This is a genomic window from Pseudomonas sp. TH04 (assembly GCF_016651355.1).
In the GTDB taxonomy this organism is placed as follows: domain Bacteria; phylum Pseudomonadota; class Gammaproteobacteria; order Pseudomonadales; family Pseudomonadaceae; genus Aquipseudomonas; species Aquipseudomonas fluorescens.
In genome coordinates, this window is the sequence record NZ_JAEKEA010000001.1 from 3,637,900 (window position 1) to 3,657,417 (window position 19,518).

Annotated in this window: 13 protein-coding genes; 2 read left to right on the forward strand and 11 right to left on the reverse strand. The window is 60.4% G+C overall.

Annotated elements, in window-relative coordinates; translation table 11 throughout:
• Window positions 1-3: 3 nt before the first annotated feature.
• Window positions 4-1,812, forward strand: a complete 1,809-nt coding sequence (gene oadA, locus JFT85_RS16230) for a sodium-extruding oxaloacetate decarboxylase subunit alpha (protein WP_201230132.1) — start codon at window positions 4-6, stop codon at window positions 1,810-1,812.
• Window positions 1,813-1,894: 82 nt separating this feature from the next.
• Here oadA and JFT85_RS16235 read toward each other — a convergent pair whose 3' ends face one another.
• The 4 genes from JFT85_RS16235 to JFT85_RS16250 form a co-directional block, all read right to left on the reverse strand.
• Complete coding sequence (locus JFT85_RS16235; protein ID WP_201230133.1) at window positions 1,895-3,187, reverse strand: autotransporter outer membrane beta-barrel domain-containing protein; 1,293 nt, start codon at window positions 3,185-3,187, stop codon at window positions 1,895-1,897.
• A gap of 266 nt (window positions 3,188-3,453) precedes the next feature.
• A complete protein-coding gene (locus JFT85_RS16240) occupies window positions 3,454-4,125 on the reverse strand; it encodes a GNAT family N-acetyltransferase (RefSeq protein ID WP_201230134.1) in 672 nt (223 codons plus the stop codon).
• 18 nt (window positions 4,126-4,143) lie between these two features.
• The gene (locus JFT85_RS16245; RefSeq protein ID WP_073636667.1) at window positions 4,144-4,590 is read right to left on the reverse strand and encodes a GNAT family N-acetyltransferase; all 447 of its coding nucleotides are present in this window, start codon (window positions 4,588-4,590) and stop codon (window positions 4,144-4,146) included.
• Window positions 4,587-5,225, reverse strand: coding sequence for an FMN-binding negative transcriptional regulator (locus tag JFT85_RS16250; RefSeq protein ID WP_201230135.1), 639 nt, complete (start codon window positions 5,223-5,225; stop codon window positions 4,587-4,589). Before JFT85_RS16250 ends, JFT85_RS16245 begins: the two co-directional genes overlap by 4 nt.
• Window positions 5,226-5,311: 86 nt before the next feature.
• Between JFT85_RS16250 and pdxR the strand changes: the two genes are divergently transcribed.
• On the forward strand, window positions 5,312-6,850 hold the full coding sequence (gene pdxR / locus JFT85_RS16255; RefSeq protein ID WP_078827528.1) for a MocR-like pyridoxine biosynthesis transcription factor PdxR: 1,539 nt from the start codon (window positions 5,312-5,314) through the stop codon (window positions 6,848-6,850).
• A gap of 7 nt (window positions 6,851-6,857) precedes the next feature.
• On the opposite strand, the gene JFT85_RS16260 is transcribed toward pdxR, so the two are convergent.
• From JFT85_RS16260 to aspA, 7 genes are all read right to left on the reverse strand, one after another.
• Entirely contained in the window at window positions 6,858-11,453 is a 4,596-nt protein-coding gene (locus tag JFT85_RS16260; protein WP_201230137.1) for a dermonecrotic toxin domain-containing protein, read from the reverse strand.
• Window positions 11,454-11,689: 236 nt separating this feature from the next.
• Window positions 11,690-12,781: a polyamine ABC transporter substrate-binding protein gene (locus tag JFT85_RS16265; RefSeq protein ID WP_053258719.1), complete on the reverse strand. Its 1,092-nt coding sequence runs from the start codon at window positions 12,779-12,781 to the stop codon at window positions 11,690-11,692.
• Entirely contained in the window at window positions 12,778-13,812 is a 1,035-nt protein-coding gene (locus tag JFT85_RS16270) for a histone deacetylase family protein (RefSeq protein ID WP_201230138.1), read from the reverse strand. The genes JFT85_RS16265 and JFT85_RS16270 overlap by 4 nt, the downstream gene beginning before the upstream one ends.
• Window positions 13,813-13,965: 153 nt before the next feature.
• Window positions 13,966-14,958, reverse strand: a complete 993-nt coding sequence (locus JFT85_RS16275) for an AraC family transcriptional regulator (RefSeq protein WP_201230139.1) — start codon at window positions 14,956-14,958, stop codon at window positions 13,966-13,968.
• A 50-nt stretch (window positions 14,959-15,008) separates the two neighbouring features.
• Window positions 15,009-15,986 carry an asparaginase gene (locus JFT85_RS16280; protein WP_201230140.1) on the reverse strand — a complete coding sequence of 326 codons (978 nt, stop codon included), beginning with the start codon at window positions 15,984-15,986 and terminating at the stop codon, window positions 15,009-15,011.
• An 86-nt stretch (window positions 15,987-16,072) separates the two neighbouring features.
• Window positions 16,073-17,524: an alanine/glycine:cation symporter family protein gene (locus JFT85_RS16285; protein ID WP_069551182.1), complete on the reverse strand. Its 1,452-nt coding sequence runs from the start codon at window positions 17,522-17,524 to the stop codon at window positions 16,073-16,075.
• 391 nt (window positions 17,525-17,915) lie between these two features.
• Window positions 17,916-19,340 (reverse strand): aspartate ammonia-lyase, encoded by a 1,425-nt coding sequence (gene aspA / locus JFT85_RS16290; RefSeq protein WP_053258714.1) that lies wholly within the window; start codon window positions 19,338-19,340, stop codon window positions 17,916-17,918.
• Window positions 19,341-19,518 lie beyond the last annotated feature (178 nt).

A 19,518-nucleotide genomic window follows, 5' to 3' on the forward strand; every position in this document is an offset into this window, starting at 1 on the left:
AGAATGAGCAAGAAGATCTTCGTAACCGACACCATCCTGCGCGACGCCCACCAATCGTTGCTGGCCACCCGCATGCGCACCGACGACATGCTGCCGATCTGCGGCAAGCTCGACAAAGTCGGCTACTGGTCCCTGGAAGTCTGGGGCGGCGCGACTTTCGACGCCTGCGTACGCTTTTTGAAAGAAGACCCGTGGGAGCGCCTGCGCAAACTGCGCGCCGCATTGCCTAACACGCGTCTGCAAATGCTGCTGCGCGGTCAGAACCTGCTGGGCTACCGGCATTACAGCGACGATGTGGTCAAAGCTTTTGTCGCCAAGGCCGCCGTCAACGGCATCGACGTGTTCCGCATCTTCGACGCAATGAACGACGTGCGTAACCTGCGCGTGGCCATCGAGGCGGTCAAAGCCGCCGGCAAACATGCCCAGGGCACCATCGCCTACACCACCAGCCCGGTGCACACCATCGATGCGTTTGTGGCCCAGGCCAAGCAAATGGAAGCCATGGGTTGCGACTCGGTGGCCATCAAAGACATGGCCGGCCTGTTGACTCCGTACGCCACCGGCGAGTTGGTCAAGGCGTTGAAGGCCGAGCAGAGTCTGCCGATCTTCATTCACTCCCACGACACCGCTGGTCTGGCCGCGATGTGCCAACTCAAAGCCATCGAAAACGGTGCCGATCACATCGACACCGCCATCTCCAGCTTTGCCTGGGGCACCAGCCATCCGGGCACCGAGTCGATGGTCGCCGCCCTTAAAGGCAGCGAGTTCGACACCGGCCTCGACCTGGAACTGCTGCAGGAAATCGGCCTGTACTTCTACGCCGTGCGTAAGAAATACCACCAGTTCGAAAGCGAATTCACCGCCGTCGACACCCGTGTGCAAGTCAACCAGGTGCCGGGCGGGATGATTTCCAACCTGGCCAACCAGTTGAAAGAGCAAGGCGCACTCAACCGCATGGGCGAAGTGCTGGCTGAAATCCCACGGGTGCGTGAAGACCTCGGTTTCCCGCCATTGGTGACGCCGACTTCGCAGATCGTTGGCACCCAGGCGTTCTTCAATGTGCTGGCCGGCGAACGCTACAAGACCATCACCAACGAAGTGAAGCTCTACCTGCAAGGCGGCTACGGCAAAGCGCCGGGCACGGTGAACGAAAAACTGCGTCGCCAGGCCATCGGCAGCGAAGACGTGATCGACCATCGACCGGCTGATTTGCTCAAGCCGGAAATGACCAAGCTGCGCGGCGAAATCGGTGCGTTGGCCAAGTCCGAAGAAGACGTGCTGACCTATGCCATGTTCCCGGACATCGGTCGCAAGTTCCTCGAAGAACGCGACGCCGGCACCCTGGCCCCTGAAGTGCTGTTGCCGATCCCTGAGGCTGGCGGTGTGGCCCGTGCCGGTGGCGAAGGCGTGCCGACCGAGTTCGTTATCGACGTGCACGGCGAAAGCTACCGCGTCGACATTACGGGGGTTGGCGTGAAGGCTGAAGGCAAGCGTCACTTTTACCTGTCCATCGACGGCATGCCGGAAGAAGTGGTGTTCGAACCGCTCAACGAGTTTGTCAGCAGTGGCGGCAGCAAGCGCAAGCACGCCACGGAGCCGGGCCATGTCAGCACGGCGATGCCGGGCAATATCGTCGACGTACTGGTCAAGGAAGGCGACGTGGTGAAAGCCGGCCAGGCCGTGCTGATTACCGAAGCCATGAAAATGGAAACCGAAGTGCAGGCAGCGATTGCCGGCAAGGTGACCGCCGTTCATGTGGCCAAGGGCGACCGGGTGAACCCTGGCGAGATCCTGATTGAAATCGAAGGCTGATTCAGCCTTCGACACTACCGCTTAATCCTCGGGGGGGCAGGTGCCCCCCTTTTTTTTGCCCGGGATTTACTGCTCGGCGCAGTTAAAAGCTCATCTTCCATTGCCCCATCAGGCCCTGGCTTTGGCTTCGGCTGCCGGTTTGGGCGTTATAGGCCAGGCCGACGGTGTGTTGGCTGGATAAGGCGAGGTCCAGGCCGGCTTGCACGTCGAGGCTGTTGCGGTCCAGTGATGTGCCGGTGATGTTGAAGCCGTCAATCAGGCCTGGCGCGTAGCGATAGGATTGACGCACCTGGCTGTCGACTTCGCCGTAGAGGCGTTTCCAGCCGGCACTCACGTGGGGTGTGAGGCTCATCCGGTTGTCGAATCGGTACACGGTGGCCAGCCGCAGGCCAAGGGTGCTGCTCAGATTCTGCTGGGTTTGTGAGCCGACATTCAACGCGCTCAGGCCAGCCTTTTCCTTGAAGCTGTTGCGGTGATAACGCTGATAGCCAAGGCCTGCAAAGGGTTCCACGTGCAGGTCCGCACTGCCCAATTGGTAGCCCAGCTCGGAAAATACGGTTTGGCTTTGGGCGCTGTAATCGCCTCTTATCTGTTCCTTGTAGCTGAGCAGGTTGACGCTGCGTTTGTTTTTCCCGGTGTGATCGCTATAGATCGCCCCCAGGCGCAGAGCCAATGGGCCGTCCTGGCGCACCGCGTAACCGCCCAAGTGCAAGCTGTCGAGCTCACCCCGAAAGTGTTGGGCGCTCAGCTCACTGGAAGATTTTGCCCTCATCACACCGACTCGCCAGGCGTCGGCCACCGCCCAATCGGCGCCCAGCATCAGGCCTTTGGTGTCATGTTTGAGGCCGTCGCTGCCGCCTCGCTTGTCGAGCTTGCCGTCGTTGCCCAGGCCTTGCACCCAGAAGTGGCCATCGCCGTCAGTGGGCAGCGTGCGCAGGGTTGAGAGCAACTGGCTGCTGATTTGTCCCGTGACGGCCTGGGTTGCACCCGCCAGATTGGCATTTTGGCTGCCCGCCAATTGTTCGAGCGCAGCGCCGGTCCCTCCGGGCTGGCCAGCCAAATCTTCACCGAAGCGTTGCAGTGCGTTGACCTGTGCTCTGGACAATTCACCGGACGCCAGCAGGCGACTCAATGCGGGTTCCAGGACCTTGGCGACCTGCAAACCGTTATGCGTGGTGGCCTGCCGAGTGAGGTAACCGTCGATGGAGGGTGCTTGCTCTACGGGGGTGTAAAACCCCGCGTCGTTAAATGCGGGGAGGGGATCAAATACGGAGGGTGTTGAAGCGATATCACCTCGCGCATACGCGGGTTGCAGGCTGGCGGCACTGATCGTAAGGGCTATGAGCAGGGCAAATCTGTGATGTGTAAGGAGCATGTAATCCCGACCTCTGATGAATGAGGCCGGGAATTTAGCGAGGTAGCGGGGTGATAACTGTCAGGTCATCGCCCCTTGGTTTGCGGGAGCTTTCTCTAGTACGGCGCGATTAAAAACTCATCTGCCTTTGCCCCGTCAGCGCATCTGTTGTTGCGGATGGCTGTGATGCTTTGAAGGCGTTGGGCTGCAAGGTGGGCAAAGGCGGCTGAACCCATCGTTTGAAATCACTGAAGATCTAAAGTGTGGTGCTGTGTTGTCAGTGCGAATCAGGCTCGGCACTCGGCCAGTGTCTTCAGCTGGCCGGAACGGCTCTGGTTCGCCTCGGACAACCACGCTTCAAACCCGGCCTCAATGGTTGGCCATTCAGAATCCAGGATCGAATACCACGCCGTATCGCGGTTCTGGCCCTTGACCACCATGTGCTGGCGAAACACGCCTTCAAAACTGAACCCCAATCGCTCGGCCGCGTATTTTGAGCGTGCATTGCCGTTGTTGCACTTCCATTCCAGGCGACGGTAGCCCTGTTCAAACGCGTACTTGGCCAGCAAGTACACGGCCTCGGTGCTTTTCGGTGAGCGCTGCATCGGCGCGCCGAAGGTGACGTGGCCTATTTCGATACGGCCCTGGGCCGGGACGATGGACATCAGGCTGAGGATGCCTTGGACGTCGCCGCTGGCGCGGTCGATGATGCTGAAGAAATACGGGTCGCTGTGCTGGGCATGGTTGTTGAGCCAGGTATCAAACGCGCCGCGTTCGGTAAACGGGCCGTAGGGCAAATAGTCCCACAGCTTCGGGTCGGCGCCGGGGCCATTCAGGGCTTCAAACAGTTTGTCGCTATGGCGGGCCGGGTCGAGTTTTTCCAGGCGAATGTAGCGCCCTTCAAGCAACTGAACCGTGGGCGCGGGGACGCCTTTCCAGTCGGCGGGTGAGATAGGCATGCTGCGCTCCTTAAAGACTTAAAGACCTTTGCGAAATTGAATGAAACCGGGGCGTTCGGCAATGCGTTCATACAGTTGAATTGCCGTGGCGTTGGTCTCGTGAGTCAGCCAATGAACCTTGCAGCAGCCATCGTGCTTGGCGGTGGCGTAGACGAATTCGATGAGCTTACGCCCCACGCCGGTACCGCGTTGCGCCGGGTCCACCAGCAAGTCCTGCAAGTAGCAGGCGTTTTCGATGCTCCAGTTGGAACGGTGGTAGATGAAGTTGACCATACCCACCGCCTTGCCGTCCTGCCAGGCGAGGGCCGAATGAGTCGGCTCGCTGGCGTCGATCAGGCGTTGCCAGGTGTTTTGGCTGACGGCGTCCGGCAGTTCGGTGTTGTAAAACTTTAAATACGCTTGCCACAGCGGTAACCAGGCACCGTGGTCGGCGGCAGTCACCTGGCGGATGTCGATCTGGATCATTCTGAAACTCCTTGGGAAATAAAGCGGGCGAGGGTCTGGTCGCGCACATCCACGCTGGCAGCCAGGCCCTCGCGTACGCCTGCGATGTCGGCCGGGTTGCGGTTCTGGCTGAGTTTGCGCTTGCCGAGCAGGCGCTCGATCGGCAGGGCGAAGCCGACGATGGCCTTGAGCATGCCGTCGATATAGTCGGCGGGGGCGTCGCTGACTTTCCAGGGCTGGGCGCGGCGGCCTTCGTGACGGTCGGTGAGGGCGCTGACCACCGTCAGCAGGCGCTCAGCGTCGGTAAACACCTCGGCTTTGCCATAGGCATGTACAGCGAGGTAATTCCAGGTCGGCACCACTTTGCCGTGCTCGGCCTTGGACGGGTAAAACGCCGGGCTGACATAGCCTTCGGCACCGGCAAATATCACGAGGGCTTCGCTGCCATTTTGCAGCTCGCGCCACTGCGGATTAGCCTTGGCGAGGTGCCCGTAGAGCGTGCCATTCGGGCCTTCGTCGGGGTTGAGCAGCAGCGGCAAGTGGCTGGCTTGCAAGCCTTGTTCGCCCAAGGTCACCAACTGCGCCAGCCGGGTGTGCTGCATCAGTTGCTGCAGTTCAGGCAAATCTTCGAGAGCAAAGGCGCGTGGTGTGTACATGAAATTTTCCTTGGCGAATGCCTGCATCCTAGGCAGGCTAATGGTTCGTTGTAAGAGCCATCTAGCACCAATTTCATGGGTCCAATATGCCGCCTATTTCGCCGCCGTTGTTATTCAACCCCGCAGGCATTGAGCTGGATCGCCGTCAGGGCCTGACTCGCCAACTCTACGGCGCGTTGCGCCAGCGAGTGCTGGACGGGCGGCTGGTCAGTGGTACGCGGTTGCCCGCCACCCGCGACTTGGCGGCAGCACTTTCAATCTCGCGCAACAGTGTGGTGCGCGCCTACGATCAGTTGTATGCGGAGGGGTTTATTGAGAGCCGGGTGGGTGATGGCACTTATGTGGCCCAATTGCCCACGCCAAAAAAACTATCCACAAAAGTATCCACAGGGTTTTCCACAGGCTTACCCACAGCCTTATCCACAAAATGGGCGGATTTGCCGGAAGATCTCGACAATGAAGTTATCCACAGCGCGGGCTTGGCGCGGGTAAAAAACAACCACCTTTCCCTGCCTCCCGCGGGGCCACCTCGGGCATTTCGCGTGGGGGTGCCGGCCTTTGATCTGTTTCCGTTTGAGGTGTGGGCCAAGCTGAATGGGGCGTTTTGGCGCAAGCCGGACCTGCAACAGCTTTGCTATGGCGACCCGGCCGGTGACAGCCGTCTGCGTGGTTTGATCGCCGCTTACCTGCGCAGCTCACGGGGGATGCAGTGTTCGGCTGAGCAAATTGTAATCACCTGTGGTGCGCAACAGGCAATCAGCCTTTGTGCACAGTTGCTGGTGGAGCCGGGAGATGGGGTCGCGGTGGAAAATCCGGGCTATCGCGCGGCTGGGCATGCATTTGCCCTGGCGGGTGGCCGACTGCAGGGCGTACCGGTGGACGGCGAGGGGATTGATTGCCAGGTGCTCAACACACTGGATGACTGCCGTGTGGCGTATGTCACGCCTTCTCACCAGTACCCGTTGGGTGTGGTGATGAGCCTGGCGCGGCGCCTGGAGCTGCTGGCCTGGGCTGAACGTACGGGCGGCTGGATCATCGAAGACGACTACGACGGAGAGTACCGCTACAGCGGCGCGCCTCTGTCGCCGTTGGCGGCGTTGGATCGCAGTGGCCGCGTGCTGTACGTCGGCACCTTCGGCAAGGTGGCGTTCCCGGCCTTGCGCCTGGGCTACCTGGTATTGCCGGCGGGCCTGGTGGACGCATTCACCCGGCGTCGCGCCGTGGACATGCGCCATTCTGAAGTCAGCACCCAGGCGGTGATGGCCGAATTCATGGCCGCCGGGCATTTCCAACGCCACATTCGCCGGATGCGCCGCGCTGCGCTGAGCCGGCGCAATGCTTTGTTAGCCGGTTGGCCGGACGGGTTACCCGGCGTCGGCGCCTTGCCCAGCGTTGCGGCCGGGCTGCACCTGACAGTGCGAGTGGACAGCCTGGCCCGCGAGCAGGTGTTGCTCGCACAGGCCCATGCGGTAAATGTCGAGATCAACGGTTTGAGTAGCTATTGGCTGGCTGGCAAAAGCCCATCATCGGACCAGCGCGCAGGCCTGGTGATGGGGTTTGCCGCCGTGCCAGAGGCGGCCATTGCACAGGCGCTGGCACGTTTGCGCCAGGCGTGGCAGGCATAAAAGGCGATCAGCTGTTGAAGAACAGCGACTTGGCCAGTTGATCACCGATGCTGCTGCGGTGGATTTCTATCATTTCCCAGTCACTGGGGCCGGTGCGTTGGCGAGAGCCACCAAGCCGCTGTTGTTCACGAGTTTTGAGGTGGGCCTTCTCGAATCTCTCAGGGGCGGCGCCTTTCGTTGCGTAGTGAAAGTGCGCGTACCACAGCACAGTGTTGGTCTCTTTATCGCGTACTTCGTACTCATCCAGATAGCCCTTCGGAGGCCCTTTGACGGCGCGGCGGCTGAAGGTTTTGGCGATCCTTATCAGCCCTTGGCTATGCAGCCACTCCACCCGCGCGGCAGTGGGCGGTTGCTGTTTGATCATGTCGATGTAGGTTTTTCTGCCCAGGCGATAAAGCCGCTGTGCTGCGTCGTTGAGGTTGCGCTTGGTCGACGCGGCGGAAGTATGATCGCTTTCGGTGAGATTGCGCCGAGTCAGCGCCTGCTCGATATCGTTTGATGCGTCCTCCAGTTTTTTGGCGTAGGCGTCGAACATATCCTGGAGGTCCTGGGGCGAATGCCAGGGTTTACGCGAGAAATTCCGGTACTTGTGGGTTTCCGCGTGCTCGTTATCCAAAAGCGTTTGCCCGGTGTTGATGCTGGTATCCAGGTCTACAGCGGCAGGCGCTGGCGGTGGCGGGGTGACCTTTTGCCGTTTGACCCAGACGCCTGGGGTTTTTTCATGAAACGTAGCGAGCACCTTACCCGTCACGGACGCCCTGACATCAGCCAGCGTGCTGTCGGACTCATGGGGGTGGGCTATCAAAATGCCGTCGTAGCGTGTCTTGATGACTTTGCGCTGTGGCGCACGTGGGGCCTTTGAACCGCCGGGCTTGGGTTCCAGGGCTTTTTTCTCGCGCAGCAGTTGCGCCAGGTCGTGAGTGGCCCGCTGGCTGAAGTCGCTAATTTGCTGTCGAAAGCTTTCCAGGCGGGATTTCAGCAGAAACTGCGGGTGGTCGGCATGCAGGTCCAGCAGGCGTTGATCTGCGCTGGAAAATTGCTCAACCAGGCTGTTGAGCACATCAATGCGTTCATCCAGCGTGCCGTTACCCCGTTTCATGATTTCATTGAAACTCTCGACGTTAAGTTCGGCTGTATCGACGCTTTGGTTCATCTGCTCTCGCAGCGTGGCAGGGATCTGGCTTTGCTCTTCATCGATACACAAGTAGCGAGCCAAGCCGATCTCCAGAGATTTGAGCTCAGCGAGGGTGAGCGGTGGCAACTCGCCCATGGTTTTGTGAATGACCGCTGCGCCGTCATCTCCCAGCACTTTGAGATCGCTGAAACGGTCGTTGATGAACTCCAGGCGCTTGATGATTGCCAGGTTCAAGGTGGACAGATTTTGCGCGCTTCGCGCCTGGCTTTTATAGTCAATGTCTACCTCGGCATCGAGGATTGAGAACGACGATTTTAAGGCCTCGCTATAGCTCACCAATTGTTGTTCCACGGCTATCTGAGTCAGTTGTATTTGCTGCTTCAGGTAACCACTCATGTTGCTCTGATAGGCGGGCATGGCGTCGATGATGCTCAAGGACTTCAGCTGACTGATCGCTTCATCGTATGCCACCAGCCGGCTGTCGACCTCACCTATGAACGCTGTACGCCGCAGGTCGGTGGAAGGGCCGGGGGCCGCATCCAGCGCGGGCCTTGACTCAAGCACGTCCAGTTGTCTGCGGGCGGCGACCGCGTCGAAGGTGTTGAGCTGGGTCCTGAGTGCCGTAATGCGCGCAGGCTGATTGATCTTGACCGCTCGCCGACGGTTTCGAAGACCTCCGCCTCGTAGTCGCAAACGGACATCGACAAACCATTGGCCCGCCAGGTTGCTGATCAGCGGCGGGCCGGTACGCAACGGTGCCTTCGGGTCGATGGTGATGACACTGTCGTTGTCATCCACTATCACCTCGAACCAGCGCTTGCCAACCGGTGCATACCATTTGTCTGCAAGCGGATAGAGATTTAGGTGGCGACCGGGGGCTTTGTTTTGTTCGCCAAGCTTATTGGGTTTGGTGACATTGAAACTGTCGAGTGCCTTGGCCAGGCTCTGGTGGCTATTACTCAAGGCCCCGCTGGTATGCACGTCGCCTTGATGCTTGGCGGGAAGTTGGCCGTCGGGGATATTTGCTTGTTGCACAGCAGTATATTTTTTCTCGGCAACTGACGGTTTACGCGCCGCTTCGATTGTCGTTGGCTCCGATTCAGTATTGATCTTGAGGCCATCGAGTTGCTGCTGCGGGCGAGGGTGGCGCAGAGCCGTGTGCAGGATCAGCGCCATACCCAGGTTGAGGAATACATCCACCAACGCTGCCCAGGACGCGGGCTGGTCATCCTTGCTCACGGCCTGCGCGGCGTCTTGCAAATCATCCATGATTTGCCAGATCCAGGCGGCGATTCCGAGGGTTCGCCCCATAAAGGGCAGCGCGGCATTGAATATTTGCCAGCCGGCCTGTCGAAAGGTCGCCCAACGTTTCTGCACGTTGGACACTGACTGGCGTGTCGCCAACTCGACCATGGCATTGGCATTGGCCTTGAACAGCGTCGCCAAAGTGTCGCTCCCCATCTCTTCATCGGTCAGCATCACCGGGCCGCTCATGTACAGCACGGTAAGCGGTTCGACCAGCACGCGCACCACGGTCCAGGGGGAGGGCAGGGTATCGGGAAAAACGTACTGGGCGTAATTGAACCTTTGTGCTTCGGGTAGCCATGCCAACACCGACTCGCGCAAGGACCGGTCATGTTTGATGGCGTACAACAGGTTTTGCCGCGACGCAAATTGCACCAGGGTTGGTTCAAGCATGGGCCGATAAAGCATGCAGGGGCCGGCGTCGGATTGCCTTGGGCCTATCACGAACATATTGGCAACCACGTCTTGCTCATGGCCGGGGCGCAAGGTGGGTATGAAGGCCAGGCGACGGATGACGATGGGTTGCCCATCTACGTGGCGCTCATGTCCATCGGTGCGCATCACGGCAGCGATGTAGCGGTAACCGAGTTCATCAATGCCGCCCTGGTTGCGGATTTTCATTTGCAGAGCCAGCAACGGCAGTTGTATCTGCAGGTGACTGGTGTAGAGCTGCTGTCGGTGGCTGGATTGCAGCGGGTCGTCGAGTAACTTTTGTTTGATCAGGGCGGGGTAGTACTGGCCTATATTGATGTCTTCGATCACGCCTTTCAGGTAGTCGTAAGTCAGCCAGGCCGGTACGCCGTTCTCCTCGCCGTCGTAGTGCACCGTCGCATTGCCGGTGGGCAGGCCCGTGAGGTTTTCCAGGGCCAGGTCGATCAGGCTGCGGCGGGTGGTGTCCACAGCTCCCGGTACGATAAACGTGCCCCACAGAACCGGGCTTTGGATAACAATCTCGATTTTGTCCAGGTTCAGGCTCACGTCCTTTTCAGGCGCGCGGATACGGCTGTGCAACTGTGCCCGGGCATAGTCACGAATGGGAGGAATATCGCCCTGGAACGTTTCGCCTTGGTAACGGGTGTGCAGGTGGGCCAGGTCGATCAGGTAGCGGCTGTAGGCGGCGGTATCGTAGTCCGTCGCCGAGGCCAGCCAATCTGGAAGTTGTTGGTGAATCTCGCGGATACTCGACAGTTGGTGATCGCTCATTTCTTCGATGCTGGGCGCGATGTGGGCGACGGGGGGAGCACCTGACCCGGACCCACCGAAACTCCCAATGACCTGGATTTGCAGCGAGACCAGAGTGCAGGCCAGCGTATCGAAGAAGTTGCCGTCGGGCTCATACAAGCGCCATTGTAAGGTGGTGTCTCGCTCGGGCGCAGGCAGCCGGGCAGCCAGCGAGTCGCCGAACTGGGTCAGGGACTCGAACACCTCATATCCGCTCACCAGCGAGTGCGTCAGTACTATCTGGCGCTTCTCGTGCTCACCTACCAATACGGTGATGTCCAGGAAGCTGGTGTGGGTGGACTGGCCGTCCTGAAGAGTATCTATATCAACCATGTAAGCATGGCTTTTGTAAGGGTCTTTCAGTGAACGCTTGGCCCGGTCGGGTTCCTGGAAAACCGTGCGAGCCATGGCACATTCGTGTTCACCCAGGTCTTGCTCTTCGCTGATGTTCCACACCTTTCTCAGAGAGTGGGAAAGGGACTGCCAGCGGGAGCCGGTGGCACCGTTGGACCCGTTCCAGAAGTCCAGCTGCTGTTCCTGGAAGGCGGTGAACAGCAGATCGGATAACTCGTTGATCAGACGTGCGATGGCATCGATTTTCACCGCGAGGTGTACAGGCGCCGCAGCGTTCGGTTGCAATGTGAGGAAGTGTTGGCCGTCGATGTAGGTCACTCTGTCGCCGGACAATGCCTGATGAGCCAGCACCGAGGCGAGCGATTCGATAATGGCCGGTGCACGCTCGACGGCGTTACCGACCACCTCCCATTGAGGGCTGACCACCACGGCCAGATCGGGGTCGATATTCAGCGAGGGGTACAACTCTTTGAGTGCCGAATGTAGTGTGGCGGCGGCGACTTCCCGGGTGGTAGGGCCGGTGGTCAATTGGGTGAGCAGTTCATAGGTACTGGGTGGGCGGTGGTTATCAGCGATGTCATTGGGCATGTGCTGCTCCTTTGCATTCGATGGCCCGGGCGGGCTTCAGGAATGGGCAAGGTAGCGAGCGGCGTTGCGGCTGGAGCGGTAGATACGTCGAGGTGCAGCCGTTACGCCAAACAATGAGGGCCGCTGTCGTTGTTCTGGTGCCCGTAGGTGACCAGCTGTTGCTGGAAGGCCAGGCTCGGCCAGCCAAGTAGGCGGTCTTACCTGAGCCTACCGCTATACCCGCGCCTGGCGCCGCCTCACATCCCGGATTTGATCTTGGTCCAGGCCCTTGTCCTGGCGCGCTCGACTTTGCTGTCCAGGGGCTTGAGCGTGTAAAGCGTGGCCATCGCCGCCTCGGTCGGGTACAGGTTGGGATTATTGCGAATCGCCGGGTCGACCTGCTCGGTAGCGTCCTTGTTCGGGTTGGGGTAGCCGACAAAATCACTGATCGGCGCAATCACCTGAGGTTGCAGCAGGTAGTTGATGAAGGTGTAGGCGTCCTGCGGGTTTTGCGCGCCCTTGGGGATGGCGAGCATGTCGAACCAGATCGGCGCGCCTTCTTTGGGCAGGCGCATGTCCACGGTCACGCCATTTTTGGCCTCTTTGGCGCGGTTGGCGGCCTGGGAAAAGCTACCGGAATAACCCACGGCCACACAAATGTCGCCGTTGGCGATATCGGCCATGTATTTGGACGAGTGAAAGTAGGTGATGTAGGGGCGGATTTTCATCAACAGCGCCTCCGCTTTGACGTAATCCTTGGGGTTGCTGCTGTTGGGGTCCAGGCCCAAATGTTGCAAGGCCAGCGGCAGAATTTCCGAGGGCGAATCCAACAGGGCGACCCCGCATTGTTTGAGTTTGCTGATGTTCTCTTCCTTGAAGATCAGGTCCCAACTGTCCACCGGCGCATTGTCGCCCAACACCGCTTTGACCTTGGCCGGGTTGAAGCCGATCAGGATGGTGCCGTACATGTAGGGCACGGCGAATTTATTGCCGGGGTCGTTGGCTTCGATCAGCTTCATCAGCTTGGGGTCGAGGTGGTTCCAGTTGGGCAACTGGCTTCGGTCCAGCGCCTGGAACACGCCGGCTTCGATCTGCTTGGCCAGGAACACGTTGGACGGCACCACCACGTCATAGCCCGAGTTGCCGGTGAGCAACTTGGCCTCAAGGGCTTCGTTGGTGTCGAAGATGTCGTACACCAGCTTGACCTGCGGGTGCTGTGCCTTGAAGTCTTCGAGCGCCTTGGGGGTGATGTAGTCGAACCAGTTGTAGACCTTGAGGGGTTTCTCTTCGGCGTGGGCCGCGCCGCCAAGAACGGCTGCGCAGAGGACGAGTGACTTGAGCATGTTCATTGGGCGGACTCCTCAAAACCTTCGAGCACGTTGACGGCGTTGATGCCGATTTCTTCCACGGCGTAGCCGCCTTCCATCACAAACAGCGTGGGTTTGCCCAAGCGGGCGATGCGTGCGCCCATCGCCAGGTAGTCCGGGCTGTCGAGTTTGAATTGCGAAATCGGGTCGTCTTTGAACGTATCCACACCCAGGGAAACGACGATGATGTCGGCGCCATAGCGCGCAATCTCGGTGCAGGCTTCTTCGAGTGCTGCGCTCCAGCGATCCCAGCCGGAACCTGCCGGCAATGAGTAGTTGAAATTGAAGCCTGCGCCGGCGTCTTCTCCCCGTTCGTCGGCATACCCCAGGAAAAACGGAAACTCCGCTTCCGGGTGCCCATGGATCGAGGTGAAGAGCACGTCACTGCGGGCATAAAAAATCGACTGCGTGCCGTTGCCGTGGTGGTAATCCACGTCGAGAATCGCGACCTTTTTGTGGCCTTGGTCGAGGAATGCCTGAGCGGCAATGGCCGCGTTGTTGAGGTAGCAATACCCGCCCATCAAATCGCTGGCGGCGTGATGCCCCGGCGGGCGACACAGGGCAAAGGCGGCGTTTGCACCTTGTGCGATTGCCTGCTGCGCCGTCAGGGCGACTTGCGCGGCGCTGTAGGCGGCTTGCCACGTGCCGGCGGTAATCGGTGCGCCACCGTCAAAACTGTAATAACCCAGTTGGCCGTGCAGGCTGGCAGGCAGTACCCGGCGCAGGGTGCGGGCAGGCCAGGTGTAGGGCAGCAAGTCGCCGTCCTGGCCGAACTCGGTCCAGCGCGCCCAGGCACCCTTGAAGAAGTCGAGGTAGTCGCGGCTGTGAATGCGTTGCAGTGGTGCCAGGCCAAAGTCCTGCGGCGCCTGAACCGGGCCCAGGTCGCGGTCCTTGACCCGTTGCAACACATGGTCGGCGCGCGATGGCATTTCGAAGCAGGGCATCAGTCGCCCGTCCATCAATTCGCAACGGCCGTGATGCAGGTGGTGATCGTCCGAGTAGATCGTCAGCATTTATTGTTCTCCGCAGGCTGTATCGGTGGATGCAGTCTTGCGGCGGGCGGGTTTTAAGAGAACGGCAGGAGCGGCCAAAAGGGGATAAATCTGGCCAAATTGTCTGTCCTCAATTCGCCCCGAAATGGCGCGGCCATGCGCCTTCAACTGGCATCAGGGCCGGAACTGGCTGGGCGCCACGCCGCTCCAGCGCACGAAGGCATGCCGAAAACTGGCGGTTTCGCTGAAGCCGAGTTGCTCGGCGATCCGGTAGATGGGCAGTTCATCGTCGGCCAGCCATTGCTTGGCTCGCTCAAAGCGCAACTCGTCGAGCAGCTCCTGGTAGCTGCAGCCCAGATCATGCAGGTGTCGACGCAGGGTACGGGCCGAGCAGTTCATCTGTTCGGCCAGGCCTTCAATCCCGGGCGCCGCGCTGAGTTGGTTGGCAAGCAGTTGGCGGATTCTGCCAAGCCAGGCCTGGCGACCGGTGAATTCCAGGTTCTGTTTGCGGCAACGCTCGGCCATGGCCTGGTGAGTGATCGCGTCGGCCAGAGGCAAAGGCTGGTCCAACCAGCGTTTGTCGAAGGCAAACGCGTTGGTGGTGGTTTCAAACTGCAGCGAGCAGGCAAAGCACTCGCTGTAGCGCGCCTGATAATCCGGTGCGCTGTGCTCAAAGCGCGCGGCGAGCAGCGGCAGTGGTTGGCCGAGCAAGTCTTCGCAGATGACCTTCAGCGACGCCAGGCACAGTTCAACGTTGAACATCGCAAGGCTCGGGGTTTCCCGGTAGTCGCTGGCGGTGAACCAGATACGCTCAGCGTCTTCTTCAAGGCTGAGCTCGAAAAGTGTTCCCAGCAGCGCCGGATAACGCAACGCCAGGCGCAAAGCGTCACCGAAGGTGGCACTGGTGAGCAAGGCGTAACCGAGCATGCCGTAGGCCGAGACATGCATCCGGCGGCCCAACTCCAGGCCCACATCCCGGCGCAGGGCCACGGCGTTGGCGCAGACGCGCATTTCCTGATTGGTGGTGATGCGCGTATCGGCGCGGCTCAAGTCCGCCGCACAGATGCCACTGCCGGCGAGCAGCGCTTCAAAGGGCAAGCCTTCGGCCTTGAACGTGCTGAGCACCAGGGAAACGGCATTGAGGGTGGTGAGGTGGGAGTGCAGCATGGGAACTTCCAGCCAGGGGATGGCTGGAAGTGGAGCAAGTTACATGCCGGTCAGCTCAGTTCGCCGCACAGGTCCAGTTCCACCAGGCGGCGTACCTCGTTGGTCGCCAGCCCGGCACCCAGCAGCACCTGCAGCTTGCCGAACACCGCTTCGCGGGTCATGCCGCCACCGGACAGCACGCCCACACCGCGCAGACGGCTGCCGGCCTCGTAGACGTCGAGTTCCACGCCACCTTCATGGCATTGGGTGATCGCCACCACGACCACGCCCAGGGCCTGCGCGCGCTTGAGGCTGGCGAGGAACGCCGGGTTATCGCTCGGCCCGGTGCCGCTGCCGAAGCATTCCAGCACCAACGCCTGAATGCCGCTGTCGATCAGTGCGTCCAGTTGCGCGGCGGCGATACCCGGCACCAGCGGCAGCACGCCGACGTTGGCCAGCGCTTTGGGTTGGCGGTAATCCAGGGCGGACGGCAGTGCATCGGCCTTGGCTACGCCGCCATTGCGCTGCAAGGCGGCAAATGGATGGCGACCAAAGCTGCGAATCTTCGCGCATCGGGTCGGTGCCATCAGTGCGCCGTGGAAGTACAGCTGCACACCTGGTGCAAGGCCTTCGCCCAATGCCAGCAGGGCGCCGCTGACGTTTTCCCAGGCATCGCTGTCGGGCACGCCGGCAGGCAGCATGGAACCGGTGAACACAACCGGCGCCGGCAGGCCGAGCAGTTGGAAACTCATCGCCGCCGCGCTGTAGGCCAGGGTGTCGGTGCCGTGCAGGATCAGCACGGCGTCGCAGCCGTCGTCCACGGCTTCAATCACAGCGGTGCGCAGGCGCTGCCAGTAGGCGGGGGTCATGTTGGCGCTGTCGATCAGCGGCGCCATTTCCCGGAAGCGCCAAACAGGCACTGGCAGGTCGGCAAGCTGTTCGCGCATACGTGCTTCGAAACCGGAAGCCGGGGCCAGGCCGTTGGCGCTGGCCTGCATGCCGATGGTACCGCCGGTGTAGAGCACCATGATGTTGTTAGCTTTGGACATCGAGAATTCTCCTGAACGAAAAACGCCGCCGGGCCCAGAGCATGCCCAAGGCCGGGCGGCGTGTCATCTATCTAGGCTTTCTACGCTCAGCGTTGCGCTTGAGCGTTCAGTTCAGCCGATGCTTGAGCGCCAGGCTCAGGCGTCGCCGGGTTTGCCGGCCACGCTTTGCGGTCCAGGTCCAGGTCAGGGAACTTGCTGGAATCGAACACTGGCGTCTTGATGCCTGCCGCACGCTGGCCATCGTAGTCATTCAGGATGCGCATGGCGATCTTGAACAGGAACGCCAGGGCGAACAGGTTGACGAACGCCAGCAGGGTCATGGTGATGTCGGCGAAGGCGAACACGGTGCTCAGGTTCTCGATGGAACCCCAGAAAATCAGCACCAGCACCAGCGCACGGTAGCCCATCAGCACCTTGCGGTTGTTGCCGACCAGGAAGCGCAGGTTGCTCTCGCCGAGGTAGTAGTTGTACATGATCGAGGTGAACACGAACAACGCCAGGGCCACCGAGATGAACATGCGGCCCCAGTCGCCGACCACGGCTGCCAGGGAGTTCTGGGTCAGGGCAATGCCGTCGCCTTCAAAGCCTGGGGTGTAGAAACCGGAGAGCAGGATCAGCAACGCGGTGCAGGTGCAGATCACGAAGGTATCGAGGAACACGCTGAATGCCTGTACCACGCCTTGTGCGATCGGGTGTTCGACCGAGGCCACGGCGGCCACGTTAGGCGCACTGCCCAAACCGGCTTCGTTGGCGAACACGCCGCGTTTCACACCCATGATGATTGCGCTGCCCACCAGGCCACCGAAGGCTTGGTCGAGACCGAAAGCGCTCTTGACGATGGTCGCGAGCATGGCCGGCACGTGGTCGAATTGCAGCACGATCACGTAGAGGGTCACGGCGATGTAGACCAGGGTCTTGACCGGCACCAGCAGGTCGGCGATCGAGGCGATACGCTTGATCCCGCCGATGAACACCAGGCCCAGCAATACCGCCAGCGCGAGGCCGGTGTAGGTGGTGTCGAGGCCAAAAGCATTGTTCAGCGAGTGGGTCACGGCGTGGGCTTGCAGGCCGTTGAAGGCGAAACCGAAGGTCACCAGCAACAGGAACGCCATGACCATACCCAGCCAGCGCTTATGCAGGCCGTGCTGGATGTAGTAGGCCGGGCCACCACGGTAGGTGCCTTCAGCGTCGGTGCGCTTATACAGCTGGCCGAGGGAGCATTCGATGAAGCTCGAAGACATGCCCACCAGCGCGGTGACCCACATCCAGAACACGGCACCCGGGCCACCCAGGGTGACGGCAATGCCGACACCGGCGATGTTACCGGCACCGACGCGGCCGGCCAGGCTGAGCATCAGCGCCTGGAACGAGCTGAGTTGGCCGGCGCTGCTCTTCAGGCTGTCTTTAAACACCGAGAACATGTGGAAAAAGTGACGCAATTGAACGAAACGCGAGCGGATCGTGAAATAACCGCCGAGCCCGACAATGAGCACGATCAGTACTTTCCCTGAGAGGAAGTCGTTGATGACTTCGAGCATGGAGTGTTCCTCGCTGATTTTTCTAATGGCAAACGCAGGACGGTCCGACGCGTCGCTCGGCACCAGGCAGTGCACGACGCTTCGCCCCAATCCTTTTGCGGGTGTTGTTATTCATGCGCTTTCGCGTTGTATCCGGGCCTCGTTACCGACGGCCGCAGACGCGAAGAGGGGCGGCACTATACCTAGGCGAGCGTGATCCGTCTGCACGGGGCGATTAAAGGTTTCAGCCAAGCTATTGCAGGCAAGGAGGGTTTGTAGGGCGTTATTGGATTTTTTATGGGCGTCATTTCACAACCTTGAGGCAAAAAAAAGGGCCTGAAGAACGAGCCTTCAGGCCCTCAAAAGGTGAGAGGTGTCTAGTCCCTCATCCTGGTGAGCAGTGCAACAAACGTTAGGCCTTCAGCGGGACCAAACGTGGGGCAATCATGTTTTCGGGGCGCAGGATGTCGTCGAGCATGGCGTCGTCGAGCAAGCCTTCTTCGCGCACCAGTTCCAGCACACCGCGACCGCTTTCAAGGGCGATGCGCGCAATGCGGGTGGCGTTTTCATAGCCGATGTACGGGTTCAGCGCGGTGACCAGGCCGATGGAGTGCTCCACCAGCTCGCGGCAGCGTGCTTCGTTGGCGGTGATGCCGACGATGCAGTGCTCACGCAGCATGTCCATGGCGCGTTGCAGCAGGCGGATCGAGTCGAAGATCTTGAACGCGATCAGCGGCTCCATCACGTTCAACTGCAGTTGGCCGCCTTCGGCCGCCATGGTCAGGGCCAGGTCGTTACCGATGACTTGGAACGCCACCTGGTTAACAGCTTCCGGGATCACCGGGTTGACCTTGCCGGGCATGATCGAGCTGCCTGGCTGGCGTGCCGGCAGGTTGATCTCGTTGATGCCGGTGCGTGGGCCGCTGGACAACAGGCGCAGGTCGTTGCAGATCTTCGACAGTTTCACTGCGGTACGCTTGAGCATGCCGGAGAACAGCACGAAGGCGCCCATGTCGGAGGTGGCTTCGATCAAGTCGGCAGCCGGTACCAGCGGCTGGCCGCTGATCAGGGCCAGGCGCTGCACGGCCAGGGCCTGGTAGCGCGGGTCGGCGTTGATGCCGGTGCCGATCGCGGTGCCGCCCAGGTTCACTTCGGTCAACAGCTCAGGCGCCAGGGTTTTCAGGCGGGCCAGGTCTTCACCGAGGGTGGTGGCGAAGGCGCGGAATTCCTGGCCGAGGGTCATCGGCACGGCGTCTTGCAATTGGGTGCGGCCCATTTTCAGCACGTGGCTGAACTCGACGCCCTTGGCGGCGAACGCCTGGATCAGGCTGTCGAGGCTGGCCAGCAGTGCATCATGGCCCAGCAGCAGACCCAAGCGGATCGCGGTCGGGTAGGCGTCGTTGGTCGACTGCGCCATGTTCACGTCGTTGTTAGGGTGCAGGTACTGATATTCGCCCTTGTTGTGGCCCATGGCCTCCAACGCGATGTTGGCGATGACTTCGTTGGCATTCATGTTTGTTGAAGTGCCGGCGCCGCCTTGAATCATGTCCACCACGAATTCTTCGTGGAAATCGCCGCGGATCAGGCGGGCACAGGCTTCGCTGATGGCAGCGTGCTTGGCTTCGCTGAGCTGGCCCAACTCGCGGTTGGCGTCAGCGGCTGCTTGCTTGACCATTGCCAGGCCGACCACCAATTTCGGGTAATGCGAAATCGGAACGCCCGAGAGGCGGAAGTTATTCACCGCTCGCAGGGTCTGGATGCCGTAGTACGCTTGAGCAGGTACTTCAAGTACGCCAAGCAGGTCTTTTTCTGTGCGGAATGATGCAGCGGAGGACATGACGGAAATCATCTCGATATGGACCCGGAACAGGCCGGAACGCTGTGAATGCTAGGCTTGTGGGAGTTTTTGGGCCAATGCTGTTAAACACTGGCCTATGCACAAACGGCATAATGAAGGTGTGACCCAGCTATCATGGCGGGCGTGTGTGCCAAAATGGTGCATACCCGTGGGAGGA

Coding starts and splice junctions, on each gene's coding strand:
- oadA (WP_201230132.1), top strand. CDS start 4: ATGAGCAAGAAGATCTTCGTAACCGACACCATCCTGCGCGACGCCCAC.
- JFT85_RS16235 (WP_201230133.1), bottom strand. CDS start 3,187: ATGCTCCTTACACATCACAGATTTGCCCTGCTCATAGCCCTTACGATC.
- JFT85_RS16240 (WP_201230134.1), bottom strand. CDS start 4,125: ATGCCTATCTCACCCGCCGACTGGAAAGGCGTCCCCGCGCCCACGGTT.
- JFT85_RS16245 (WP_073636667.1), bottom strand. CDS start 4,590: ATGATCCAGATCGACATCCGCCAGGTGACTGCCGCCGACCACGGTGCC.
- JFT85_RS16250 (WP_201230135.1), bottom strand. CDS start 5,225: ATGTACACACCACGCGCCTTTGCTCTCGAAGATTTGCCTGAACTGCAG.
- pdxR (WP_078827528.1), top strand. CDS start 5,312: ATGCCGCCTATTTCGCCGCCGTTGTTATTCAACCCCGCAGGCATTGAG.
- JFT85_RS16260 (WP_201230137.1), bottom strand. CDS start 11,453: ATGCCCAATGACATCGCTGATAACCACCGCCCACCCAGTACCTATGAA.
- JFT85_RS16265 (WP_053258719.1), bottom strand. CDS start 12,781: ATGAACATGCTCAAGTCACTCGTCCTCTGCGCAGCCGTTCTTGGCGGC.
- JFT85_RS16270 (WP_201230138.1), bottom strand. CDS start 13,812: ATGCTGACGATCTACTCGGACGATCACCACCTGCATCACGGCCGTTGC.
- JFT85_RS16275 (WP_201230139.1), bottom strand. CDS start 14,958: ATGCTGCACTCCCACCTCACCACCCTCAATGCCGTTTCCCTGGTGCTC.
- JFT85_RS16280 (WP_201230140.1), bottom strand. CDS start 15,986: ATGTCCAAAGCTAACAACATCATGGTGCTCTACACCGGCGGTACCATC.
- JFT85_RS16285 (WP_069551182.1), bottom strand. CDS start 17,524: ATGCTCGAAGTCATCAACGACTTCCTCTCAGGGAAAGTACTGATCGTG.
- aspA (WP_053258714.1), bottom strand. CDS start 19,340: ATGTCCTCCGCTGCATCATTCCGCACAGAAAAAGACCTGCTTGGCGTA.